At 71.6% G+C, this 24,393-nt stretch carries 21 protein-coding genes; 9 read left to right on the forward strand and 12 right to left on the reverse strand.

The window, feature by feature from the left end; translation table 11 throughout:
- Positions 1–4: 4 nt before the first annotated feature.
- From ACQF4J_RS10740 to ACQF4J_RS10760, 5 genes are all read right to left on the reverse strand, one after another.
- The gene (locus tag ACQF4J_RS10740; protein ID WP_427165529.1) at positions 5–1,213 is read right to left on the reverse strand and encodes a Gfo/Idh/MocA family protein; all 1,209 of its coding nucleotides are present in this window, start codon (positions 1,211–1,213) and stop codon (positions 5–7) included.
- A 59-nt stretch (positions 1,214–1,272) separates the two neighbouring features.
- Positions 1,273–2,313 (reverse strand): substrate-binding domain-containing protein, encoded by a 1,041-nt coding sequence (locus ACQF4J_RS10745; protein ID WP_351576952.1) that lies wholly within the window; start codon positions 2,311–2,313, stop codon positions 1,273–1,275.
- A 17-nt stretch (positions 2,314–2,330) separates the two neighbouring features.
- The gene (locus tag ACQF4J_RS10750; RefSeq protein ID WP_427165530.1) at positions 2,331–3,350 is read right to left on the reverse strand and encodes an ABC transporter permease; all 1,020 of its coding nucleotides are present in this window, start codon (positions 3,348–3,350) and stop codon (positions 2,331–2,333) included.
- Positions 3,347–4,864: a sugar ABC transporter ATP-binding protein gene (locus tag ACQF4J_RS10755; protein ID WP_427165531.1), complete on the reverse strand. Its 1,518-nt coding sequence runs from the start codon at positions 4,862–4,864 to the stop codon at positions 3,347–3,349. Before ACQF4J_RS10755 ends, ACQF4J_RS10750 begins: the two co-directional genes overlap by 4 nt.
- Positions 4,865–5,017: 153 nt before the next feature.
- Positions 5,018–6,199 carry an ROK family protein gene (locus ACQF4J_RS10760; RefSeq protein WP_427165532.1) on the reverse strand — a complete coding sequence of 394 codons (1,182 nt, stop codon included), beginning with the start codon at positions 6,197–6,199 and terminating at the stop codon, positions 5,018–5,020.
- A 218-nt stretch (positions 6,200–6,417) separates the two neighbouring features.
- On the opposite strand from ACQF4J_RS10760, the gene ACQF4J_RS10765 reads away from it, so the two are divergent.
- Positions 6,418–7,593, forward strand: coding sequence for a low temperature requirement protein A (locus ACQF4J_RS10765; protein WP_427165533.1), 1,176 nt, complete (start codon positions 6,418–6,420; stop codon positions 7,591–7,593).
- Positions 7,594–7,626: 33 nt separating this feature from the next.
- Here the strand turns inward: ACQF4J_RS10765 and ACQF4J_RS10770 are convergent, their stop codons facing one another.
- The 4 genes from ACQF4J_RS10770 to ACQF4J_RS10785 all read right to left on the reverse strand — a co-directional run bounded on the left by ACQF4J_RS10770 (position 7,627) and on the right by ACQF4J_RS10785 (position 10,991).
- Positions 7,627–8,301 carry a GntR family transcriptional regulator gene (locus ACQF4J_RS10770; RefSeq protein WP_351576966.1) on the reverse strand — a complete coding sequence of 225 codons (675 nt, stop codon included), beginning with the start codon at positions 8,299–8,301 and terminating at the stop codon, positions 7,627–7,629.
- A 142-nt stretch (positions 8,302–8,443) separates the two neighbouring features.
- A complete protein-coding gene (locus ACQF4J_RS10775) occupies positions 8,444–9,382 on the reverse strand; it encodes a beta-ketoacyl-ACP synthase III (RefSeq protein WP_351576969.1) in 939 nt (312 codons plus the stop codon).
- Positions 9,383–9,553: 171 nt separating this feature from the next.
- Complete coding sequence (locus ACQF4J_RS10780) at positions 9,554–9,688, reverse strand: MFS transporter small subunit (RefSeq protein WP_351576972.1); 135 nt, start codon at positions 9,686–9,688, stop codon at positions 9,554–9,556.
- Positions 9,657–10,991, reverse strand: a complete 1,335-nt coding sequence (locus ACQF4J_RS10785; RefSeq protein WP_351576975.1) for an OFA family MFS transporter — start codon at positions 10,989–10,991, stop codon at positions 9,657–9,659. The genes ACQF4J_RS10780 and ACQF4J_RS10785 overlap by 32 nt, the downstream gene beginning before the upstream one ends.
- A gap of 250 nt (positions 10,992–11,241) precedes the next feature.
- On the opposite strand from ACQF4J_RS10785, the gene ACQF4J_RS10790 reads away from it, so the two are divergent.
- The 5 genes from ACQF4J_RS10790 (at position 11,242) to fdhD (ending at position 17,782) form a co-directional block, all read left to right on the forward strand.
- Entirely contained in the window at positions 11,242–12,213 is a 972-nt protein-coding gene (locus ACQF4J_RS10790) for a 2-dehydropantoate 2-reductase (protein ID WP_351576978.1), read from the forward strand.
- Positions 12,214–12,223: 10 nt separating this feature from the next.
- Positions 12,224–14,149, forward strand: coding sequence for a molybdopterin oxidoreductase family protein (locus ACQF4J_RS10795; RefSeq protein WP_351576981.1), 1,926 nt, complete (start codon positions 12,224–12,226; stop codon positions 14,147–14,149).
- 4 nt (positions 14,150–14,153) lie between these two features.
- Positions 14,154–15,971 carry an NADH-ubiquinone oxidoreductase-F iron-sulfur binding region domain-containing protein gene (locus ACQF4J_RS10800; RefSeq protein ID WP_427165534.1) on the forward strand — a complete coding sequence of 606 codons (1,818 nt, stop codon included), beginning with the start codon at positions 14,154–14,156 and terminating at the stop codon, positions 15,969–15,971.
- A 94-nt stretch (positions 15,972–16,065) separates the two neighbouring features.
- The gene (locus ACQF4J_RS10805; protein WP_351576987.1) at positions 16,066–16,926 is read left to right on the forward strand and encodes a 2Fe-2S iron-sulfur cluster-binding protein; all 861 of its coding nucleotides are present in this window, start codon (positions 16,066–16,068) and stop codon (positions 16,924–16,926) included.
- A 7-nt stretch (positions 16,927–16,933) separates the two neighbouring features.
- The gene (gene fdhD, locus ACQF4J_RS10810) at positions 16,934–17,782 is read left to right on the forward strand and encodes a formate dehydrogenase accessory sulfurtransferase FdhD (protein WP_351576990.1); all 849 of its coding nucleotides are present in this window, start codon (positions 16,934–16,936) and stop codon (positions 17,780–17,782) included.
- 271 nt (positions 17,783–18,053) lie between these two features.
- Here the strand turns inward: fdhD and ACQF4J_RS10815 are convergent, their stop codons facing one another.
- On the reverse strand, positions 18,054–18,581 hold the full coding sequence (locus ACQF4J_RS10815; protein ID WP_351576993.1) for an isochorismatase family protein: 528 nt from the start codon (positions 18,579–18,581) through the stop codon (positions 18,054–18,056).
- A gap of 19 nt (positions 18,582–18,600) precedes the next feature.
- Positions 18,601–19,047: a MarR family winged helix-turn-helix transcriptional regulator gene (locus ACQF4J_RS10820; protein ID WP_427165535.1), complete on the reverse strand. Its 447-nt coding sequence runs from the start codon at positions 19,045–19,047 to the stop codon at positions 18,601–18,603.
- Between the two features lie 110 nt (positions 19,048–19,157).
- Here ACQF4J_RS10820 and ACQF4J_RS10825 point away from each other — a divergent pair, with 110 nt between their 5' ends.
- From ACQF4J_RS10825 to ACQF4J_RS10835, 3 genes are all read left to right on the forward strand, one after another.
- Positions 19,158–20,075: a quinone oxidoreductase family protein gene (locus tag ACQF4J_RS10825; RefSeq protein WP_427165536.1), complete on the forward strand. Its 918-nt coding sequence runs from the start codon at positions 19,158–19,160 to the stop codon at positions 20,073–20,075.
- A 124-nt stretch (positions 20,076–20,199) separates the two neighbouring features.
- Positions 20,200–22,101, forward strand: coding sequence for an exo-alpha-sialidase (locus ACQF4J_RS10830; RefSeq protein WP_427165537.1), 1,902 nt, complete (start codon positions 20,200–20,202; stop codon positions 22,099–22,101).
- Between the two features lie 10 nt (positions 22,102–22,111).
- Positions 22,112–23,344, forward strand: coding sequence for a DUF4185 domain-containing protein (locus ACQF4J_RS10835; RefSeq protein ID WP_427165538.1), 1,233 nt, complete (start codon positions 22,112–22,114; stop codon positions 23,342–23,344).
- Here ACQF4J_RS10835 and ACQF4J_RS10840 read toward each other — a convergent pair.
- Positions 23,280–24,296, reverse strand: a complete 1,017-nt coding sequence (locus ACQF4J_RS10840; RefSeq protein ID WP_351577117.1) for a bile acid:sodium symporter family protein — start codon at positions 24,294–24,296, stop codon at positions 23,280–23,282. The genes ACQF4J_RS10835 and ACQF4J_RS10840 overlap by 65 nt on opposite strands.
- Between the last annotated feature and the right edge of the window lie 97 nt (positions 24,297–24,393).

Consider the following 24,393-nt stretch of genomic DNA (forward strand, 5'->3'; position numbering starts at 1 on the left):
CTCCTCAGACGGCTATGGGCGTGTAGAGGGAGTTCTTCTCGGCGCTCTCCTCCACCGCCGCCAGCACGCGCTGCACCTGCAGCCCGTCGGCGAAGGAGGGTTCGGGCCGCCGGCCCTCGGCGATCGCGTGGACGAGGTCGCGGGCCTGGTGGACGAAGGTGTGCTCGTAGCCGAGGCCGTGGCCGGGCGGCCACCAGGCGTCCAGGTAGGGGTGGTCGGGTTCGGTGACGAGGATGCGGCGGAACCCGGCGCGCGTCCCGGGTTCGGTGCCGTCGTGGTACGACAGCTCGTTGAGCCGTTCCAGATCGAACGCCAACGAGCCCTTCTCACCGTTGAGTTCGATGCGCAGGGCGTTCTTCCGGCCGGTGGCGTAGCGGGTCGCCTCGAAGGAGGCGAGGGCGCCGGAGGCGAAGCGGCCGGTGAACAGGGCGGCGTCGTCGACGGTGACCGTGCCGGTGCCGGCGGACGACACGGCGGACAGGCCGCTGGTGGCGCCCGCCGGCAGCGGCCGCTGTCGTACGAAGGTCTCCGTCAGGGCCGACACACCGGCCAGCCGCTCCCCCGCCAGGTACTGGGCGAGGTCGACGATGTGGGCGCCGAGGTCGCCCAGCGAGCCGGAGCCGGCCGACTCCTTGCGCAGCCGCCAGGTGAGCGGGAACCGCGGGTCGACGAGCCAGTCCTGGAGGTAGGTCACCCGGACGTGGCGGAGGGTGCCGATCCTGCCCTCGGCCACCATGGCACGGGCGAGGGCGGTGGCGGGCAGCCGCCGGTAGTTGAAGCCGACCATCGCCAACTGGCCGCGTCCGTAAGCCTCTTCGGCCGCCTCGGTCATGGCCGAGGCCTCCTCGACGGTGTTCGCGAGCGGCTTCTCGCACAGTACGTGCTTGCCGGCGGCGAGGGCGGCGAGGGCGATCTCGGCGTGGCTGTCGCCGGGGGTGCAGATATCGACGAGGTCGACGTCGTCCCGGGTGATCAGGGCCCGCCAGTCGGTCTCGGCCGCTGCCCAGCCGTGCCGGTCGGCGGCCCGGCGCACGGCGGCGGCGTCGCGCCCGCAGATCACGGACAGGACCGGGCGGCTCGGCAGGTCGAAGACGTGTCCCGCCGTGCGCCAGCCCTGGGAATGGGCGGCGCCCATGAAGGCGTAGCCGACCATTCCGACGCGCAGGGGCGGTTTCGCGGCCTCCGGTCCGTCCGGCTGCTGGGGCTGTCCCATACGGATGTCCTCCTCGTCCTCGTCGTGATGGCGCCGTGGGGGGTGCGGGGCGGGCCGGGTCAGCGGAAGCCGGTGGGCATGTAGCGGTCGACGTTGTCCTTGTCGACGACGGCCGAGTACAGGGTGATCGACGCGGGGATCTCGAACTCGGCCATGCCGGTGACGCCCTTGCCCTGGCCGAGGGCACGGGCCAGGTCGATCGCGGACGCGGCCATCGTCGGCGGGTAGAGGACCGTCGCCTTGAGGACGCCGTCGCCCTGCTTGATGGCCTGGAAGGCGGAGAGCGCGCCCGCGCCGCCGACCATCAGGAAGTCGTCGCGCCCGGCCTGGTCGATGGCGCGCAGCGCGCCGACGCCCTGGTCGTCGTCGTGGTTCCACAGGGCGTCGAAGCTCGACTGCGCCTGTAGCAGCTGGGCCATTTTGGCCTGGCCGGACTCGACCGTGAACTCGGCGGCCTGGCGGGCCACTTTCTTGATGTTGGGGTAGTTCTTCAGGGCGTCGTCGAAGCCCTGGGTGCGCTGCTTGGTCAGTTCCAGGTTGTCCAGGCCGGCCAGTTCGACGACCTTGGCGTTCGGCTTCCCCTTGAGCTTCTCGCCGATGTAAGTGCCGGCGTTGAGGCCCATGCCGTAGTTGTCGCCGCCGATCCAGCAGCGGTAGGCCTGGGGGGAGTTGAAGATCCGGTCGAGGTTGACGACGGGGATGCCGGCCCGCATCGCCTTCAGTCCGACCTGGGTGAGGGCCTTGCCGTCGGCGGGCAGCACCACCAGGACGTCGACCTTCTTGTTGATGAGGGTCTCGATCTGGCCGATCTGCGCGGCGGTGTCGTTGGAGCCCTCGGTGATCTCAAGGGTGACGTCGGAGTACTTCTTCGCGCGGTTCTTGGCGTTGTCGTTGATGGCGTTGAGCCAGCCGTGGTCGGCCTGCGGTCCGGCGAAGCCGATGGTGACGTGCTTGCCGGGCTTGTCGTCGGCGGCCGACCCTGCGTCGGCGGCCGGGCTCTCGTCCTTGGTCTCGTTGCTGGTGCAACCTGTGAGGAGGGCACCGGTGGACACGGCGGCGGCCCCGAAGAGCAGTCCTCTGCGACTGGTGAGCTGTGGCATGGCGGTGAACCCTTTCCTCAGGTCGTGCTCGCGGTACGGCGCTGGACCAGCACGGCGGCGACGATGATCGCGCCCTTGGCGATCTGCTGGACGTCGCTCTGCAGGTTGTTCAGGGCGAAGATGTTGGTGATCGTGGTGAAGATCAGGACGCCGAGCACGGAGCCGGTGATGGTGCCGCGGCCCCCGCTGAGCAGCGTGCCGCCGATGATCGCGGCCGCGATGGCGTCGAGTTCGTAGAGGTTGCCGTTGGTGTTCTGGCCGGAGCCGGACAGGATGACCAGCAGGAAGGCGGCGATGCCGCAGCACAGTCCGGACAGCAGGTAGAGGTAGAGGCGCTGACGGCGCACGTCGATGCCGGCGAGCCGGGCGGCCTCCGCGTTGCCGCCTACGGCGACGGTGCGGCGGCCGAAGGTGGTGCGGTTGAGGACCAGCCAGCCGAGGATCGTCACGACCGCGAAGACGAGGACGAGCGGCGGGATGCCGAGCACGTAGGAGTCGCGTTCGCCGAGGTCGAGGATGCCGGTGAGGGTGACGATCTGCGTCTTGCCGTCGGTGATCTGCAGCGCGAGCCCTCGCGCGGAGGCCAGCATGGCGAGCGTGGCGATGAAGGGGACCATGCCGCCGTACGCGATGAGCAGGCCGTTGACCAGCCCGCAGCCCACGCCGACGAGCACCGCGGTGAACAGGACGCCTGCGAAGCCGTACTCCTGGGTGGCGACCGTGGTCGCCCACACCGAGGACAGGGCGACGATCGCGCCGACCGAGAGGTCGATGCCGCCGGAGGTGATGACGAAGGTCATGCCGACGGTGACGACACCGGTCACCGAGGCCTGGGTGAGGACGAGTTGGAGGTTGCGGGTGTCGAGGAACTCGTCGGGCTTGGTGATGCCGCCGATGAGGACCAGCGCGGCGAGGACGCCGAGGAGGGACAGGGTGCGGACGTCGGCGTGGGCCAACAAAGCACGCCAGGAGGGGGGTTGGCCGACCGACGGCACCTTGTCGGTGTTGTCCCGGGGCGGGGAGGCGTGCTGCGTCATGACGCCGGACTTCCTTCCATGACCAGGTCGAGTACGCGGTGTTCGTCGAGCTCGCGGGCGGGCGCGGTGTGGACGACGCGGCCCTCGCGGAGCACCAGGACGCGGTCGGCGAGGCCGAGCACCTCGGGCACCTCGCTGGAGACCAGCAGCACGGCGAGGCCCTCGTCGGCGAGGCGGCGGATGACCGCGTAGAGCTCGGCGCGGGCGCCGACGTCGACGCCCCGGGTGGGTTCGTCGAGCAGCAGGACCCGGCAGCCGCGCAGCAGCCAGCGGGCCAGGACGGCCTTCTGCTGGTTGCCGCCGGAGAGGGTGCGCACCGGCACCGAGGGGTTGTCGGGGCGCAGCGACAGCTCGCGGGTGGCCGCCCTGGCCGCGCCCTTCTCGGCGCCCCGGTCGATCCAACCCCCGCGTGCGAAGCGGGACATGGAGGAGACCGAGACGTTACGGGTGACGGACTCCAGCATCAGCAGGGCCTGCGCCTTGCGTTCCTCGGGGGCGAGCCCGAGGCCGGCCCGGACGGCCGCGCGGACGCTGCCCGGCCGCAACACCCGCCCGTCGACACGGACTTGACCGGCGGTGGGTCGGCGGGCGCCGTAGACGGTCTCCAGGATCTCGGAGCGCCCCGAGCCGACGAGCCCGGCCAGACCGACGATCTCGCCGGGCCGTACGTCCAGGTCGAGGGGCGCGAACTCCCCCTCCCTGGCCAGCCCCCGGACCTCCAGCACGGGCGCGCCGTCCGCGGCCGAGGCGGGCCGTTCGGGGAAGACGTACTCGACGTTGCGGCCCGTCATCAGCGCGACCACCTCCCGCGTCGGCGTGGACTTCGCGGGCAGTCCGCCGGCCACCGCCCGGCCGTCCTTCAGCACGGTCACGCGGTCGCCGATGCGGCGGATCTCCTCCAGGCGGTGGGAGATGTAGACGACGGCGACCCCGTCGGCGGTCAGGTCGCCGACGATGCGGAAGAGGTTGTCGACCTCGTCGGGGTCGAGGGCGGCGGACGGCTCGTCCATGACGATGAGCCGTACGTCGTGGGAGAGCGCCCGGGCCATCGACACGATCTGCTGCTGGGCGGCGGACAACTCCCCCACCAGGCGGGCGGGATCGATCTCGGGATGCCCGAGCCTCTTCAGCAGACGGGCGGCCGCCGCCCTCGACGCCTTCTTGCGTACGACGAACCCGGCGGCGGTCGGCTCGTGCCCGAGGTGGACGTTCTCGGCCACCGACAGGTGCTCCACCAGGTCGAGTTCCTGGTAGATGGTGGCGATGCCGAGGCGCATGGCGGCGATCGGCGAGCGGAGGACGACCGGTTCGCCGCGCCAGCCGATGGTGCCGGTGTCGGGCTGGTGGGCGCCGGCCAGGACCTTGATGAGGGTGGACTTGCCGGCTCCGTTCTGGCCGAGCAGGCAGTGCACCTCACCGGCCTGGACATCGAGGTCGACGCCGTCGAGGGCCCGGACTCCGGGGAAGGACTTGGTGATGCCGGACATGCTGAGCAGCGGTGGTTCTGGTGCCATGCGGATCCCCTTGGCGGGCGTTCGGGCCGGTTGCAGGGTGCGTGCGGGCAGGCGGAGTCCGGGGCACGGCGAAGCCGCGCGCCGTACACGCCGAACGGTGTGGTGAGCCGGTGTTTACGCGGGCGTGGACAAGTGGTCGCTGACGAGCGGTGCTTACGCGGGCGAGAACAGGTGGTCGCTGATGAGCCGGGCCGCGCCGATGACGCCGGCGGTCGGTCCCAACTCCCCCAGCACGATGGGCAGGTTGCCCGTCGCGAGGGGCAGTGACTGGCGGTAGACCTGGGTGCGGATCGCGGCGAGCAGGGTGTGGCCGAGGCCGGTCACCCCGCCGCCGATCACCACCAGGCCGGGGTTGAAGAAGGAGACCAGGCCGGCGATGACCTGGCCGGTGCGGTTGCCGCCCTCGCGGATCAGGTCGAGAGCGGTGGCGTCGCCCGCGGCGGCCGCGGCGGCGACGTCGACGGCGGTCAGGGTGCCGCTCGCCGCGAGCCGCGCGGCGAGTTCCTCCGACAGCCCCTGCCCGGCCGCCTCCACGGCATCCCGGGCGAGGGCCGCTCCGCTGAAGTGCGCTTCCAGACAGCCCCGGTTGCCGCAGGCGCAGGGGCGGCCGTCGGGCACGGCCTGGATGTGCCCGATGTCGCCCGCGCTGCCGGTGACGCCGCGGTGGACCTCACCGCCGGCGACGATGCCGCAGCCGATGCCGGTGCCGATCTTGACACAGAGGAAGTCGCGCACGGAGCGTGCGACGCCCGCGTGCATCTCTCCCATCGCCATGAGGTTCACGTCGTTGTCGACCATGACCGGGCAGCCGAGTTCCTGGCTGAGCGCCTCCCGTACGGGGAAGCCGTCCCAGCCGGGCATGATCGGCGGAGCCACCGGCACGCCGTCGGGGAAGCGGACCGGACCCGGGACGCCGATGCCGGCGCCGTCGAAGCCCTCCGCGAGCCCGGAGGCGCGCAGCTTGGCGGCCATGGACAGGACCTGCTCGAAGACCGCGACCGGGCCCTCGCGCACGTCCATCGGCTGGTTGAGGTGTCCGAGGATCTCCAGCTCGGCGTTGGTGACGGCGACGTCGACCGAGGTCGCGCCGATGTCCACGCCGAGGAACCGCAGGTTCGGATGGAGGCGGACGTTGTGGGAGCGGCGCCCGCCGCGCGAGGCGGCGAGTCCGTCGGCCACGACCAGGCCCGTCTCCAGGAGCCGGTCCACTTCCACGGCCAGCTTGGACCGCGAGAGGTCGACCTGGTCGCCCAGCTGCGCACGGGAGTTGGGACCTGCGTCGCGCAACAGCTTGAGCAGCCTGGCCTGATGGGCGTTGGCGGGTCGTGCCGTCATGCGTCTCACGAACCCCTCCCCGCCTCAATCGGCCACCTGTTGTTCGGGCTTTCGAGGGGAACGTAGCAGTGGACGCCGAACCTGAGAAGAAGCCGTGCACAAATTCATCGCCACTTTCTCCACTCTCAGGACAAAGAAAAGTGGCGCGCCGGAGGCCGGCGAACCGCCTACGATCTGGTCGGCATCGCCGCAGGGGGCCACGGACACAGGGGGACGGCATGGGCAGCGCAGTGGAGGAACCGGGCCGCAGGGTCACGACGTTGGAGCTCTTCTTCGATCTGGTCTTCGTCTTCACCCTCACCCAGCTCACCGTGCTGCTCGCCGGTGACCTGACCTTCGCCACCGCGGGGCGTGTGGCCCTGATCTTCGTGGTGCTGTTCTGGATGTACGGCGCCTACGCGTACCTCACCAACCAGGTTCCGCCGGACCGGCCCTCGCGCCGGCTGTTGCTGATGCTGGGCATGGGGGCGTTCCTGGTCTGCGCGCTGGCGATCCCGCGGGTCTTCGACGACACCGGTGTGGTCTTCGGGCTCGGTTTCCTGGCGGTCGTGGTGGTGCACACCGCCCTCTACACCCGCAGCCACGGCCGGGACTCCATCTGGTACGGCGTCCCGAACGGGCTCGCCGCGCTGTCCGTGACCGCGGCCGGTCTCGTCGACGGCCTGACGGCGGACGGTCTGTGGGTGCTCGCGCTCCTCCTGCAGTTCGTGACGCCGTTCCTGGCCGAGCACGGGCCCGGGCGGGCCGACGGACGGTCGGCCGACGCCATGCGGGCGCAACTGGGCCGGCTGGACCCGGCGCACTTCGTGGAGCGCCACGGTCTGCTGCTGATCGTCGCGTTCGGCGAGTCCGTCATCGCGATCGGCACCGGAATCGGCGATCTGCCGCTCACCCCGGGGCTGTTCGGCGGGGCGTTCCTCTCGCTGGCACTGGCGGTCGCGCTGTGGTGGACGTACTTCGTGCGGGACGAGGAGCTCGCCGAGGCCGCGTTCCGGGCCACGCCGGCACCGAGTCGCTGGCGTCTGGCGATGAATGCGTACTACTACGCCTTCCTGCCGATGCTGCTCGGCATCGCCTACCTGGCCACGGGCGTGAAGAAGACCCTCGGCCATCTCACCGAGCACCTGCACACGGGTCCCGCGCTGGCGCTCGCGGGCGGTGTGGCGCTCTTCCTCGCGGGGGACGTGGCGTTCCGGGCCGTGCTGCGGCTGTACCCGGTCCACTTCCGGGCGGCCGCGGCCCCGGCCGCCCTGGCCACCGCCCTCATCGGCGTCCACGCGTCGGCCGTCGCCGAACTGCTGGCCCTGGTCGCGGTGTTGGTGGTCATGCTGGCGATCGAGGCACGGACGGTCCCGCGCACGACCGAGACCCCGGCGGTCACGCCGGTACCGTGACTCCGCCGCCCACGAAGGTCGGTCAGGCGGCGGTCACTTCGCGCGCTGATGGTACGAGCGGCGGGTGTGCTCCGTGTGCTCTCTCATCAGCTGCGTCGCCCGGTCCTCGTCGCGGTCCGAGACGGCCGCGATCAGTGCGCGGTGCTCGATCCAGGACTGCTGTCCGCGCTGCCGGGCGATCGGCGTGTAGTACCAGCGCACCCGGCGGTCGACCTGGGCGGCCAGTTCGGCGAGGACCGCGTTGCCCGCCAGCTCCATGATCTTCGCGTGGAAGCGGGCGTTCATGGCGACGGCGCCGTCCACGTCGTCCGCGGCCACCGCCTTCTCGCCTTCGGCGCACAGCTCTTCGAGCACCTTGATGCCGGCGCTGCCCGCGTTCGCGGCGGCCAGCCGGGCGGCCTCGGCCTCCAGCAGCGTACGGACCGTGAGGAGCTGGTCGGCCTCCTCCTCGGTCGGCTCGTGCACGAACGCGCCCTGCGCGGGCCGCAGATCGACCCAGCCCTCGGTGTTCAGCCGCTGCAGTGCCTCCCGCACCGGCTGGCGCGACACGCCCAGGTGGCCCGCGAGTTCGCTCTCCACCAGGTGCTGGCCGGGCTGCAGGGCGCGCGTGGTGATGAGTTCGAGCAGTGCCTCGTAGACGCGGTCGCGCAGCGGGCCGGGGCGTTCGAGCTTGGGCACCGCACCCTGCGGCAGTCCTGTCGACAACATCGGTCGGTCCCCCTCCTGGGCAGCGCGGGGCAACTGCAGCCGGACAACATCCAGTATGGATTGTCTTTCGTCTACAGTCTACGGCGCACAAGAGCCAGGGGGTTGGGGGGTCGACTGCGTCGCACCGTGCCGAAACCGCAGGTCACGGGCAGCGGACGACCTGACCGGCGTACGACAGGTTTCCGCCGAATCCGAACAGCAGCACCGGATCGCCCGTCGAGACGGCGCCCTGTTCGACGAGCTTGGAGAACGCGAGCGGGATGCTCGCCGCCGAGGTGTTGCCGGAGTCGACGACGTCCCGCGCGACGACGGCGTTGACGGCGCCGATCTTCTCCGCGAGGGGCTCGATGATACGGAGGTTGGCCTGGTGCAGCACGACGGCGGCGAGGTCGGCGGGCTCGAGCCCGGCACGTTCGCAGGCCTTGCGGGCGATGGGCGGCAACTGGGTGGTGGCCCAGCGGTAGACGCTCTGCCCCTCCTGGGCGAACCGCGCGGGCGTGCCCTCGATGCGCACGGCGTGTCCCATCTCGGGCACCGAGCCCCACAGCACGGGCCCGATCCCGGCCTCCTCCGAAGCCTCGACGACGGCGGCCCCCGCACCGTCGCCGACGAGCACGCAGGTGGTGCGGTCGGTCCAGTCGGTGACGTCGGTCATCTTGTCGGCGCCGATCACCAGGGCCCGCGCGGACGCGCCGGCGCGCACCGCGTGGTCGGCGGTGGCGAGGGCATGGGTGAAGCCCGCGCACACGACGTTGACGTCCATCGCGGCGGGCGAGGGGATGCCGAGGCGGGCCGCGACCCGGGCGGCCATGTTGGGCGAGCGGTCGACGGCGGTGGACGTGGCGACGAGGACCAGGTCGATGTCGGCGGGCGCGAGGCCGGCGCCGGCGAGCGCCTTGGCGGCGGCGTGCCCGGCGAGTTCGTCGACGGGCTCGTCGGGTCCGGCGATGTGCCGCGTGCGGATGCCGACCCGGGACGTGATCCACTCGTCGCTGGTGTCGACCATGCCCGCCAGGTCCTCGTTGGTGAGCACCCTGGCGGGCTGGTAATGGCCGACGGCGGCGATGCGCGAGCCGTTCATACGGTGGTCCCCCTCGTGCCGTGGGTTGCGGGATCCACCAGTCTGATCAGTGACTCACGGGTACGACGGCACGTAAGGCGACAGGAAACGGGCGCCCGGGTTGTCGGATTCTGTCATCCCTCCACGGGGAGAAAAGGGACACCCGAACACTCCTTCAGAAGTTACCCCCAGTCACCCGGTGAAGAGCTTCGTCGCCTTCTGCACCAGCTCGTACAGCCCGTAGACGAGCGGCGCCCCCACCCACAGCCAGGCGAAGGCGATGAGCGGGCGCCGGTCAGGCGGACTCTGGCTGCTGTCGTTCGACATCGAGGGCCTCCTCCCGCGGGGCGGGGACGTGGTGGCGGGCATGGACGGGCCGGACGAACTCGTTGGCGACGAAACCGATGACGAGCAGCCCGATCATGATCATGAAGGAGAGGCTGTACAGGCTCGCGCCGCTCTTGCCGGCCTCCTTCTGGTGGTCGGCGATCCAGTTCACGATCAGCGGCCCGAGCACGCCGGCCGTGGACCAGGCGGTGAGCAGCCGGCCGTGGATCGCGCCGACCTGGTACGTCCCGAAGAGGTCCTTCAGGTAGGCGGGCACGGTCGCGAAGCCGCCGCCGTAGAAGGACAGGATCACCATCGCGCACAGGACGAACAATGGCTTGGAGGAGTCGCCGAACAGGGCGATGAGCGCGTACATCACCGCGCCGACGCCGAGGTAGACGCGGTAGATGTTCTTGCGGCCGATCAGGTCGGAGGTGGACGACCAGCCGATGCGGCCCGCCATGTTGGCGGCCGACAACAGGGCGACGAAGCCCGCCGCGGCCGACACCGACACAGGGGTCGAGGTGTTCGCGAAGAAGTCCGTGATCATCGGGGCGGCCTTCTCCAGGATGCCGATGCCCGCGGTCACGTTCATGCAGAGCACGACCCACAGGCACCAGAACTGCGGGGTGCGCAGGGCGCTGCCCGCGGAGACCTGCGGCCCCTGGAGGGTGCTCGGCGCGCCTTCGACCGGCCTGTCGGTGCGCGGGACCCGCACCAGCAGGACGCCGAGCGACATGAAGACGGCGTACGTCAGCCCGTGCACGAGGAACGCGAGCGCGATCCCGGAGCTGTCGGTGCCGAACGACTGGAGCATCTGCGTCGACCAGGGCGAGGCGATCAGCGCGCCGCCGCCGAAGCCCATGATGGCGATGCCCGTGGCCATGCCGGGGCGGTCGGGGAACCACTTGATCAGGGTGGAGACGGGTGAGATGTAGCCGATGCCCAGGCCGATGCCGCCGACGAAGCCGTAGCCGAGGACGATCAGCCAGTACTGCTCGGTGGCCGCGCCGAGGGCGGAGATCAGGAAGCCGGAGGAGAAGCAGACCAGAGCCACCGTCATCGCCCAGCGCGGCCCGTTGCGTTCGACCAGCGTGCCGCCGAACGCGGCGGACAGGCCGAGCATCACGATGGCGAGCTGGAAGGGCAGCGCGCTCTCGGTGCCGCTCAGGCCCAGCGCGGACTCCAGGGGCGGCTTGAACACGCTCCAGGCGTAGGCCTGGCCGATGGACAGATGGACGGAGAGTGCGGCGGGGGGAACCAGCCAGCGGCTCCAGCCGGCCGGTGCGACAGGGGGACTCATGATCCCGAACCGTAGGCACCGGCAAGGTAGTTGAAAAGGCAACGCGTCGGCCGTATGCGATGAGCGGTATGCGACGCGCGCCGAACGGTCGAACCGGCCGCGGCCGAGCCGACCCGTCCGCACGACGGGCTCCGGTGCTGCGCGAAGCCTTGTCGCCCCCACCTCCATACTGTAGACAATATTCAGTCGACAGAGGTCGGCAGTGCGCTCATCTCCGCGGTATCCCTCGACCGAACGGAGCTTCCTCGTCATGAAAGTCGCAGTCCTGGGCGCCGGTGCGATCGGCGCCTACGTCGGAGCCGCGCTGCACCGCGCGGGCGCCGACGTCCATCTCATCGCCCGTGGACCGCACTTGGCGGCCATGAGGCAGCACGGAGTCCGGGTCCTCTCCCCGCGCGGCGACTTCACCGCGCAGGCCCACGCCACCGACGACCCGACGCAAGTGGGCCCGGTCGACTACGTCTTCCTGGGCCTGAAGGCCAACTCGTACGCGGCGTGCGGGCCGCTGATCGAGCCCCTGCTGCACGACACCACGGCGGTGGTGGCCGCGCAGAACGGCATCCCCTGGTGGTACTTCCACCGGCACGGCGGCCCCCACGACGGCCACCGCGTCGAGAGCGTGGACCCGGACGGCGCGGTCAGTGCGGTGCTCGCGCCCGAACGGGCCGTCGGATGCGTCGTCTACGCGGCGACCGAGCTGGAAGGGCCGGGCGTCGTACGACACTTGGAAGGCACCCGGTTCTCCGTCGGCGAGCCCGACCGGACTGTGTCCGGGCGCTGTGAGGACTTCAGCGAGGCCATGGTCGCCGGCGGCCTGAAGTGCCCCGTGGAGCCCGACCTGCGCAACGACATCTGGCTCAAGCTGCTCGGCAACATCTCGTTCAACCCGATCAGCGCCCTGGCCCGCGCCACCATGCGGCAGATGTGCCTGCACGGCGGCACCCGCAAGGTCATCGAGACGATGATGGCCGAGACGCTCGCGGTCGCCGAGGCCCTGGGCTGCGAGGTCGGCGTCTCCATCGAACGCCGGCTGGCCGGCGCCGAGCGCGTCGGCGATCACCGCACCTCCACGCTCCAGGACCTGGAGCGCGGCAAGCCGCTCGAACTCGACGTCCTGCTCGCCGCGGTCGTCGAACTGGCGGAGATCACCGGCGTCCAGGTGCCCACCCTGCGCACCGTGCACGCCATCTCGGACCTGCTCGCACTGAGGACCGCCGCATGAGGAGTGCCGTATGAGCAAACGCGACCGGACCCCGAAGACCTACACCCGGCTCACCCGTCCCCTGGTCCGCGACTCCCGCGACGAGCCCTTCCGGCAAGCGAGTTGGCAGGAGGCCCTGGACCGCGCGGCCCACGGTCTGCAACGCAACCGCGGCGCGTTCGGCATGTTCTCCTGCGCCCGGGCCACCAACGAGATGAACTACGTGGCGCAGAAGTTCGCGCGGGTCGTCATGGGCACCAACAACGTCGACTCCTGCAACCGGACCTGTCACGCCCCCAGCGTCGCCGGACTCTCCGCCGCCTTCGGCTCGGGCGGCGGGACCTCGTCGTACGAGGAGATCGAGCACACCGACGTCATCGTGATGTGGGGCTCCAACGCCCGCTTCGCACACCCGATCTTCTTCCAGCACGTGCTGAAGGGGATCAGGAACGGCGCCCGGATGTACGCCGTCGACCCGCGCCGCACCTCCACCGCCGAGTGGGCGGAGAGCTGGCTCGGCCTCAACGTCGGCACCGACATCCCGATGGCGCACGCGATCGGCCGCGAGATCATCCACGCGGACCTGGCCAACGAGGCGTTCATCGAGCGGGCGACCACCGGCTTCGAGGAGTACAGGGCGCTCGTCGAGCCGTGGACGCTGTCCCTGGCCGAGAAGGTGACGGGTGTACCGGCGCGCGCCATACGGGAGTTGGCGCACGCCTACGCCCGGGCCGAACGCGCCCAGCTGTGCTGGACCCTGGGCATCACCGAGCACCACAACGGCACCGACAACGTCCGCGCGCTCATCAACCTCTCCCTCCTGACCGGCCAGGTCGGACGGTACGGCGCCGGGTTGCAGCCGCTGCGCGGCCAGAACAACGTGCAGGGCGGCGGCGACATGGGCGCCATCCCCAACCGACTGCCCGGCTTCCAGGACATCCTCGATCCCGGCACCCGGCTGAAGTTCGAGTCGGCCTGGGACACCGTCATCCAGCCGCACTACGGGCTGAACCTGACGGAGATGTTCGAGGCGATGGAGGAGGGCGCCCTCAAGGCCGTCTACTGCATCGGGGAGAACCCGGCGCAGTCGGAGGCCGACAGCGAACAGGCCGTACGGCGCATGAGCCGGCTCGACTTCCTCGTCGTGCAGGACATCTTCCTGACGAAGACGGCCGAACTGGCCGACGTCGTCCTGCCCGCGACCGCCGGCTGGGCGGAGACCGACGGCACGACGACCAACAGCGAGCGGCGGGTCCAGCGCGTGCGGCGGGCGGTCACCCCGCCCGGCGAGGCCCGCGAGGACATCGACATCATCTGCGAGCTCGCCGCACGCCTCGGCCACGACTGGAAGTACGCCGACGCCGAGACCGTGTGGAACGAGCTGCGCTCGGTCTCACCGGACCACTACGGGATGACGTACGAACGCCTGGAGCGCCACCAGGGCATCCAGTGGCCGTGCCCGAGCACCGAAGCGCTCGAACCGACCTACCTGCACGGCCGGTTGTGGGAGAAGGACCCGGTCAGGCGCGGCACACCCGCCCCCTTCGGACTCGTGCAGCACGATCCGCCGGTCGACCTCACCGACGAGCGGTACCCGATCCGGCTGACCACCGGACGGCGCCTGGACTCCTACAACACCGGTGTGCAGAGCGGCGGTTTCGCCTCCCCGCTGCGGCGCGGCGAGTACGTCGAGCTGTCCCCGGAGGACGCCGAGCACTACGGCGTCGTGGTCGGCGAGGAGGTACAGGTGTCCTCGCGGCGCGGTTCGGTGGTGGCCCCCGTCTGGGTCGACCCGGCGCTGCGCCCCGGCCTCGCCTTCATGACCATGCACTTCCCCGACGACGTGGACACCAACCGGCTGACGATCGAGGCCAACTGCCCGATCGCGGGCACGGCGGAGTTCAAGGCGTCGGCGATCCGGATCGAGAAGCTCCCCGTCGCGACCATCGTGAGGTGACCTGGTGGATCTGCACTTCGGCGACAGCAAGCCGACGGACGACGAACGGGCCGCCGTCGACGCCCTGTTGGGCCCTCCCGAGTCCGCCTGGGAGGGTGCCGACCGGTCCGACGCCGATCTGAGGTGGGCGCGCGGCGGCCGCGAGGCCCGCGACCGGCGCGAGCTGCTGCTGCCGGGGCTGCACGCGATCAACGACCGGGTCGGCTGGATCACTGAGGGCGCCCTCGACTACCTGTGCCGGCGGCTGACCGTGCCGCCGGCGGAGGCCTACGGCGTCGCCACGTTCTACGCGATGTTCTCCGTCCGGCCGCGCCCGGCCACCGTGCTCCACGTCTGCACGGACCTGGCCTGCGCGGCGGCCCGCTCCTCCGAACTGTGCGCCGGCGTCGAGGCCCGGCTCGGGCCCGGCGTCTCGATGCAGCGCAGCCCCTGTCTGGGCCTGTGCGAACGCGCCCCGGCCGCCCTCGCCGTGCGCGCGGGCGACCCGGTGCGTACGGCGGTGTCGGCGCCGGCGACGGTCGAGTCGGCCGTCCTCGCCGCGAACGCCCCAGACTCCGCCCCCGAGGAACCGCCGGCGGCGACGGCCGTACCACAGGCCGGGGACCCGGGACTCACGCTGCTCGCCAGGGTGGGCGTCGTCGACCCGTCCTCCCTGGACGACTACCGCGCCCACGGCGGCTACACCGCCCTGCGCCGGGCCTTCGAACTCGGCCCCGCCGGGGTGATCCGCGAGGTCACCGACTCCGGCCTGGTCGGGCGCGGCGGCGCCGCCTTCCCCACCGGCCGAAAATGGCAGGCCACGGCGTCCCAGCCCGACCACCCCCACTACCTGGTCTGCAACGCCGACGAGTCCGAGCCGGGCACCTTCAAGGACCGCGTCCTGATGGAGGGCGACCCGTACGCGCTCGTCGAGGCGATGACCGTCGCCGCCTACGCGGTCGGCGCGCACCGCGGCTACCTGTACCTGCGCGGCGAGTACCCCCGGGCGCTGCGGCGGCTGGAGCACGCGATCGCGCAGGCACGCGCGCGCGGCTTCCTCGGCGACGACGTCCTCGGCCAGGGCTACACCTTCGACATCGAGATCCGGCGGGGTGCGGGGGCCTACATCTGCGGCGAGGAGACGGCCCTGTTCAACTCCATCGAGGGCCACCGGGGCGAACCGCGCTCCAAGCCGCCGTTCCCGGTGGAGAAGGGCCTGTTCGGCAAACCGACGGTGGAGAACAACGTCGAGACGCTGGTCAACGTCCTGCCGATCCTGACGATGGGCGCCCCGGCCTACGCGGCGATCGGCACCGACAGATCCACCGGCGCCAAGCTGTTCTGCGTGTCGGGCAGCGTGGAACGGCCCGGGATCTACGAGCTGCCGTTCGGGGCGACACTGGGCGAGGTCCTCGCCCTGGCCGGGGTCCGCGAGAACCTGCGGGCGGTGCTGCTCGGCGGCGCCGCCGGCGGCTTCGTACGACCCGATGAACTGGACATCCCGCTCACCTTCGAAGGCACCCGGGAGGCGGGCACCACCCTCGGTTCGGGGGTCGTCATGGCCTTCGACGACACCGTCCCGCTGCCCCGGCTGCTGCTGCGCATCGCCGAGTTCTTCCGGGACGAGTCCTGCGGCCAGTGCGTGCCCTGCCGGGTCGGGACCGTGCGGCAGGAGGAGGCGCTGCACCGGATCGTGCGGCGCACGGGGGCGGCCGCCGCCGACGACATCGCGCTGCTCAGGGAGGTCGGCCGCGCCATGCGGGACGCCTCGATCTGCGGTCTGGGGCAGACCGCGTGGAACGCCGTGGAATCCGCCATCGACCGTCTGGGGGCCTACGAATGATCACGCATCGACCGTCCCGGGGCCCACGAACGATCACGCATCGACCGTCCCGGGGCCCACGAACGGTCACGCATCGCCGCACAGGAGCCGCCGTATGACCGTGACACCGCTGGGGATCCCGCGCCGGCTGCTGGAGTTCACCATCGACGGGCAGGCGGTCCGGGCGCCCGAGGGCTCGACGATCCTCGACGCCTGCCGGGCCGCCGGGAAGGACATCCCGACGCTGTGCCAGGGCGACACGCTGCGACCCAAGAACGCCTGCCGGGTGTGCGTCGTCGAGGTGGAGGGCTCCCGGACCCTCGTACCGGCCTGCTCGCGCCGCGCCGAGCCCGGCATGGAGGTGCGGACCGACACCGAGCGCGCCCGGCACAGCCGCAAGATCGTCCTGGAGCTGCTCGCCTCGTCGGTCGACTTGTCGACCACTCCACAAGTCGCTGAATGGATCAAGGAGTACGAGGCGAAGCCGGACCGCTTCGGCCCGGACGCGGCCCGGCTGAACGAGGAACCCAAGGTCGACAACGACCTGTACGTGCGCGACTACGACAAGTGCATCCTCTGCTACAAGTGCGTCGACGCCTGCGGCGACCAGTGGCAGAACACCTTCGCGATCTCCGTCTCCGGCCGCGGCTTCGACGCCCGGATCGCCGTGGAGCAGGACGCCCCGCTCACCGACTCCGCCTGCGTGTACTGCGGCAACTGCATCGAGGTCTGCCCCACCGGGGCACTGTCCTTCAAGTCGGAGTTCGACATGCGGGCCGCGGGTACCTGGGACGAGAGCAGGCAGAGCGAGACGACCACCGTGTGCGCCTACTGCGGAGTGGGCTGCAACCTCACGCTCCATGTGCAGGACAATGAGATCGTGAAGGTCACCTCCCCGCACGACAACCCGGTGACCCACGGCAACCTCTGCATCAAGGGCCGCTTCGGCTACCAGCACGTACAGAACCGGGACTGAGGCACACATGGGACGAGTCACGGAACGACGCAAGGTGATCCGCATCCGCGACGGGGCGGTCTCCTCACGCCCCGACACGCTGGTCGCCGAGGAGCCGCTGGAGATCCGGCTGAACGGCAAACCGCTCGCGATCACCATGCGCACCCCGGGCGACGACTTCGCGCTCGCCGCGGGATTCCTGGTCAGCGAGGGCGTGCTGGCCGAACGGTCGGACCTGCAGAACATCGTGTACTGCGCGGGCGCGACCGTCGACGGCTCGAACACCTACAACGTGGTGGACGTACGCACTGCGCCGGGGGTGCCCCTTCCCGACATCACCCTCGAACGGAACGTCTACACAACCTCGTCCTGCGGCCTGTGCGGCAAGGCGAGCCTCGACGCCGTGCGTACGACGGCCCGCTGGCCGATAGCCGACACTCCCCCGGTCCGGGTCGACCCCGAGCTGCTCGCCGGCCTCCCCGACCGGCTGCGCGCGGCCCAGCGGGTCTTCGACCGGACCGGGGGCCTGCACGCCGCCGCCCTGTTCAGTGAGGGCGGGGAACTGCTCGACGTACGGGAGGACGTGGGCCGGCACAACGCGGTCGACAAGCTGGTCGGCCGCGCCCTGCAGAACGGGGACCTGCCCCTGTCCCGGACGATCCTGCTGGTCTCCGGCCGGGCCTCCTTCGAGCTGGCGCAGAAGGCCGTGATGGCCGGCATCCCGGTCCTGGCCGCGGTCTCGGCCCCCTCCTCGCTGGCCGTGGACCTGGCCGCGGAGACCGGGCTCACCCTGGTGGGCTTCCTGCGAGGCACCTCCATGAACGTGTACGCGGGCGAGGACCGCATCGCCCTGCGGACCGCGGCCGCCCAGGGGTGACCGCCTCCCCGCGGCACGGCGGCGGGGCCCCGACCGGCGGGGAGCGCCCCCTGCGCCTTCGGGGTCCCGCTTCTTTTTCTGCTGCGTTCGCCTTCGGGGGCGCTTTGTGCCGGTGTCGAGACGGCGATCGTGCTCGCCGCTGCGCGCCTCCGCGCGTTCGCCGTCTCGACACCGGCGCGCCCCCTGCGGCTCTCTTCGCGGCCGACGCGTGGGTGCGGTTTGCGTTGGTGGGCTCTTGCCGTCTGTTCAGGGAGGAGTACCGGCGTCTGGGTCAGCCGGCGACGAACCGCACCTGCGCGGCCGTCACCACCGTCCCCAGTCGGGGGAAGTCCAGTCGTACCGATGCCTCGTGCTCCGCGGACGTGAAGGCTGCCATGGCGTCCTCGACGAAGATCAGGTCGTAGCCGAGGTCGCCGGCGGCGCGGGCGGTGGACTCGACGCCGAGGTTCGTGGCGATGCCGCCGAACACCAGGGCGCGTACGCCGCGTTCGCGCAGGAGGTCGTCCAGGTCCGTGCCCTGGAAGCCGCCGATGGTCCGCTTCACGACCTCCAGGTCGCCCTCCCGGGCGAGGCCCGCGACCAGACCGCTGCCGGGCGGCTGTTCGGCGACGCCGGGGCGTTCGACGCGGATGAGGACGACGGGTGCGCCCGCCGAGCGGAAGGCGGTCGCCAACTGCTCGGCTGCGGACAGGACTTCGGTGCCCTTGCGGGGCTCCAGGGGCAGCGCGACGATCCGGTCCATCAGATCGACGAGGACGAGGGCGCTGCGCGCGGGGTCGAGGGCGAGGGGTGGGGTCATGACGGAACGTTATCCGTCGTCAGCCCTCCGTACCGGAAATCCGGATCAACAGGGCCAGGAACCGGTCGCGTTCCGCCGCCGTGAGGGGGGCGAGCAGTTCGTCGTTGGCCGCCCGGGCCGCCTCCTCGCAGCGCTCCAGCAACCGCGCGCCCTGCGCGGTGAGGGACACGGCGTTCTTGCGGCGGTCCTCGGGGTCGGGTTCGCGGACGACGAGGCCGGCGGCCTGGAGGTCGTTGAGGACGCCGACCAGGTCCTTCGGGTCCAGCCGCACGCCGCGGCCGAGGTCGGCCTGGGCGACGGGCGCCAGGTCGCGGACGGCGGAGAGCACCACGTGGTGCCACATCTTCAGCCCCTCCGCGGCCAGCGCCTCGGCCACCAGGGAGCGCCCCCGGTCGGCGGCGCGGCCGAGCAGCCAGCTGGGCAGGGAGCGGATCGCGGCGAGCGGCGCTTCGGGAACGGCAGACATGGCAGGAGTCTAGGCGAAAAGTCGTTGGGAGTCCCAACGAGATGACATATCGTTGGGACTCCCAACGACATGTCCTGTTGCCGGGCATCTCGACGACCCCTGGAGGTGCGATGCGCCGCGTTCGCCACGAGTCCACCGGCGGCCCCCTGTTCCTGGAGGAGACCGACGTTCCGGAGCCCGGGCCCGGTGAGCTCCTCGTCCGGTGCGAGGCGGTCGGCGTCACCCTTCCGGTCGTCCGCAAGGTCACCGAGGCCGCTGAGCCCATTGCGCTGGGCGGTGAGGTCGCCGGGGAGGTGGTGGCCGTCGGCGAGGGGGTCGGCCGCTTCCGTGCCGGCGACCGGGTGACCGGGCTCGTCTTCGGGCACGGCTACGCCGATTTCGCCCTGTTGGGGGAGGCAATGGCCTCGCCCGTGCCGGACGGCGCGTCCGCCGTCGACGCCGTCGCCCTGGTCCGCAGCGGTCTTGTCGCGCTCGGGGCCCTGGAGGCGGCCGGGCCCGAGCCGGGCGAGGCGGCGCTGGTCACGGCCGCCGCGAGCGGGGTGGGCCATCTGGCCGTGCAGCTGGCGCGGACACGGGGGGCGGACCGGGTCGTGGGGGCCGTCTCCGACCTGGGCAAGGGTGACTTCGTACGCTCCCTCGGCGTCGACGAGGTGATCGGCTACGGCGACGAGAGCTGGGGCGAACCCGTCGACTACGTCCTCGACGCGGTGGGCGGCGCGTTGCTGAGCCCGGCGGTGGCCGCGCTGGCCCCGGGCGGGCGGCTGGTGGCGTACAGCTCGGGCGGCGGGACCGTCCAGGCGTACGACCTGCTCGTGGGCGCCAAGTCGGTGATCGGGTTCCAGATGGCGCGGATCGCGCGCGGCAGGCCCGAGTTGTACGAGCGGTGGCGGCGGGAGCTGTGGCAGTTGTTCGCGGAGGGTGCGCTGAAGCCTGTCGTGCATGGGGAGTTCGCGCTGGAGGACGCCGCGAAGGCCCATGCGGTGATCGAGTCGCGCGGCAACCTGGGGAAGGTGGTCCTGCGGCCCTGACAGCAAGTGGCCGCACGCTTCTTGTGAGTCCTCGGAGGCCGCAACTAGCCTCTGTGGCACGGACATTGGACGTCGGATGTCCGGATGTCCGGTCGTTGAGGCCTCTGAAGGGCAGGTTCGCACCATGCCGTCACGTCTTCGCACGCGTCTGAGAGCCATCGGCGCCGCACTCGTCGCCGCCGCGGCGCTCGCCGCCCTCCCGGCCCCCACCGCCCACGCTGCCGCGACGGCGCCCGAGTTCGAGCAGCAGGTGCTCTTCAAGGCCGCCCAGGACCCCGGCTACGCCTGCTTCCGGATACCGGCCGTGGTGCGGACGACCGCCGGCACGCTGCTGGCGTTCGCCGAGGGACGGCGGCTGAACTGCGGGGACGCCGCGGACATCGACATCGTGCTCAAGCGCTCCACGGACGGTGGGCGCACCTGGGGCCCGCTGCGGGTCGTCACCGCGGGCGGCGGTGACACGCACGGCAATCCGGCGCCGGTCGTGGACCGGGAGACGGGCCGCGTCCTGCTGGCCGAGACGTACAACACGGGCCGTACGGACAGCGCGAGTTGCTCGGTGCCGTGCGACCGGACCCCGCATCTGCAGTACAGCGACGACGATGGTCTGACCTGGTCGGCGCCGCGCGACCTGAGCGACGAGATCCGGCCCGCCGACTGGAACTCCTGGTACGCCACCGGGCCCGTGCACGGCATTCAACTCACCCGCGGCCGGCACGCGGGCCGACTCGTCCTCGGCGTCAACACCGAGACATGGAGCGGCGAGCGAAGCGAGAGGGGGGTTCCCCCGGCCGGAGGCTGGGGGAGGGTCACCGCCAACCACGCGGCACTGATCGTCAGCGACGACGGCGGCGACCACTGGCGGGCCGGTGCCACGGACTCCTGGCCGATCGCGGACGACGGCACCTTCCGGCAGAAGCCGTCCGAGCTCACCCTCGCCGAGCGCACCGACGGCTCGGTCCTGGTCAGCGGGCGCGAACAGGACGGCACCGACCTCGGCCACCGCACCCAGACCGTCAGCCGGGACGGCGGCGACAGCTTCGCCGCCCCCTTCCGTGATCTCCCCGACCTCTACACGCCCCAGGTGCAGGGCTCGATGCTGCGCCTGGGCGACCGCATCCTGCTGGCCTGCCCGGGCGACCCGGACCGGCGCCGGACCATGATGATCCGCTCCTCCTACGACGGCGGCCGCACCTGGGACAGCGTGGACCGCGGCACGGTCGTGACGACGGACTGGTCGGGCTACTCGGACCTCACGCGGATCGACCGGGACACCGTGGGGCTGATGTACGAGGGCGGGGCCGTCGACGCGCGCGACGAGATCCGCTTCGCCCGCTTCGGCGAGGACTGGCTGCAAGCGCGGCGCGGCCCCGACCCGACCACCCCCGACCTGGCCCGGCACGCGCGCCCGGCGGCCGTGCTCGGCGGAGCCGTGCAGACCAAGGGAGTCCAGGGCGGCGCGCTGGAGTTCGACGGCGCCGACGACGCCGTACGCCTGCCCTACAGCGACCGGCTGCCGCTCGGGACGAAGGACTTCACCGCGGCGCTGTGGTTCCGCTACACCGCGACCAACGGTGAGCAGCCGCTGCTGTGGATGGGCGGCATCGGCACCACCCAGCCGCAGGTGTGGCTGCGCGGAGAGCCCGCCAACGACCGCGTCCAGGGACTGATCACGGTACGCGACGGGGCGGCGGCCCCGCGGTCGGTCTCCGTCCGCACCACCGGCGCCTACAACGACGGCCAGTGGCACCGGCTGGCGCTGCGCCGCGGCGGCGGGCTGCTGACGCTGTTCGTCGACGGCACGGCCGTCTCGGCCGCCGACGTGCCGGGCTCGGTCAGCCGCAACTCCCCCTTCGGCGTGCACATCGGCCAGCGCATGGACAGCCGGGCGTACTTCACCGGCGCGATCGACGACGTCCACGTGTGGGACCGGGCGCTGAGCGACGAGGAGATCGCCGGGCGGGAGGCGTCCCCGAAGGACACCGTCCTGTGGCTGCCCATGGACCACGTGAGCGACAGCCACTAACGTCCCGTGGGTGCCCGACGACGTACGAGCACGACAGCGGACGGGGACCGGCATCGGCCTGCTGCTGACGCTGGTCCTCGCGGCCGTGCTGCTCACCGCCCTCCCGGACCACGGCGGACGGCAGGGCGGCGGATGCGTGCCGTACACCATCTCCTCGTGGTCCGGGGACGACCGGCTCGACGACGAGTTCACCCGGTACGGCGACGATCCGACCCGCGGCGACGACTGGACCGGCGGCGACGGCACCCACTCGGTGCGGCTGCCGGACGGCCGGGTGCTGTGGCTGTTCTCGGACACCTATCTGGGCCAGGTGCACGCCCCGCCCAACCCGGTCGGCGAGTCCGCGTCCTGGCGGGACACCTCCGCGCCGCTGGTGCGCAACTCGGCCGTGGTGATGCGCGACGGCCGGCTGCGGGCCACCCTTCCCGCCCCACTCTTCGCCGACCCGGCCGCGAACCAGTGGCGGTGGCCCGTCGCGGCCCGCGTCGAGCCGCGCTCCCCCGGCTCGTCCGAGCAGGTCGTGCGGGTGCTGCTGTGGCTGCGGACGGCCGGACAGCCGCCGTGGATCTACGGCGTGCCGACGGCCACCGAGGTGGCCACGCTGTCGCTGCCCGACCTGCGGGTGGAGTCGGTCGTGAAGGTGCTCGACCAGAGCCTGGTCGCCGATCCCTCGCGCCGGGTCCTGTTCGGCACGACGCTGGTCGAGAAGGGCGGCTGGAGCTACGTGTTCGGCGGCGACGACGGGCAGGCGGCGTCCCGCCCGTCGTCCTCGGCCTATGTGGCGCGCGTACCGCAGGGCCGGCTCGGCGATGCTTCGGCCTGGCGGTACTGGGACGGCTCGGGGTGGGGGACGCGGCCCGCCGCGGTGCGCGGGGCGAAGGTGGGCAGCGCGTTCTCGGTGGTGCGCCAGGACGGCACGTACGTGCTGTTCACGATGGCCGCGGGCAGTGCGGGGCTGACCACCGTGACCTCCTACTGGGCCTGCTCCCCCACCGGGCCGTGGCACGGCCCGACGAGGAACTTCGACGCCTCGCTGCCGACGTCCGAGGTCGCCGCGTACAACCCGCAGGCGCACCCCGCCGTGTCCGACAGCGCCTCCGGCACGGGCGGCGACAACGGGCGGCTGGTACTCAGCTACGACGTCAACTGGCTGCAGACGACGGGCGCTTCGGCGGGCATCAACGCGAACGTGTCCCTGTACCGACCGCGTTTCGTGACGGTGCGGCTGGTGCGGACCCGGTGACGTCCTCGTCGAGGGGGTCGTGCGAGCGGCGCTTGGCGATCACCGCGCACACCATGAGCTGCATCTGGTGGAAGAGCATCAGCGGCAGCACGGCCAGCGAGGCGTGGGCCCCGAACAGGACGCTCGCCATGGGCAGTCCGGAGGCCAGGGACTTCTTGGAGCCGGCGAACTGGATGGCGATGCGGTCCTCGCGGCCGAAGCGCAGCGCCTTGGCGCCGTACCAGGTCAGGGCCAGCATCACGGCGAGCAGGACCGCCTCGACGACCAGCAGGCCGCCCAGCCGGACCGGGCTCACCTGGTGCCAGATGCCCTGGACCATGCCCTCGCTGAACGCGGTGTAGACGACCAGCAGGATCGAGCCGCGGTCGACCAGGCCGAGGACCTTCTTGTGCCGGGCGACGAAGCCGCCGATCCAGGGGCGCAGCACCTGTCCGGCGAGGAACGGCACCAGCAGCTGCAGCACGATCTTGACGAGCGAGTCGGCGCTGAAGCCGCCGCCGCTGTTGCCGAGCAGGGCGGCGGCGAGCAGCGGGGTGACGACGATGCCGACCAGGGAGGAGAAGGAGCCGGCGCAGATCGCGGCGGGCACGTTGCCGCGTGCGATCGACGTGAAGGCGATCGACGACTGGATGGTGGACGGGACGAGAGTGAGGAAGAGCAGGCCCTGGTAGAGCGGGTGGGTCAGGAAGACCGGGACCAGTCCCCGGGCGGCCAGGCCCAGCAGCGGGAAGATCACGAACGTGCAGGCGAGGACGGTGCCGTGCAGCCGCCAGTGCCGGAGTCCGTCCAGCGCCTCACGCGTGGACAGCCGGGCGCCGTACAGAAAGAAGAGGAAGGCGATCGCCGCCGTGGAGGCGCCCGAGGCCACGTCGGCCCCCGTCCCGCGCGCCGGGAACAGGGCCGCCAGGCCCACCGTCCCGAGCAGCAGCAGGATGTACGGGTCGATCGGCATCCAACTCGGCCAGCGCAGGCGTTTCACGGTGCTCCACTTGCTTGTTCTGTCGTCGGTACGGGGTCGGTTCGGGGGCTCCGGGAGGGACGGAGTCCCC

It is taken from the genome of Streptomyces sp. C1-1, assembly GCF_050214755.1.
GTDB lineage: Bacteria > Actinomycetota > Actinomycetes > Streptomycetales > Streptomycetaceae > Streptomyces.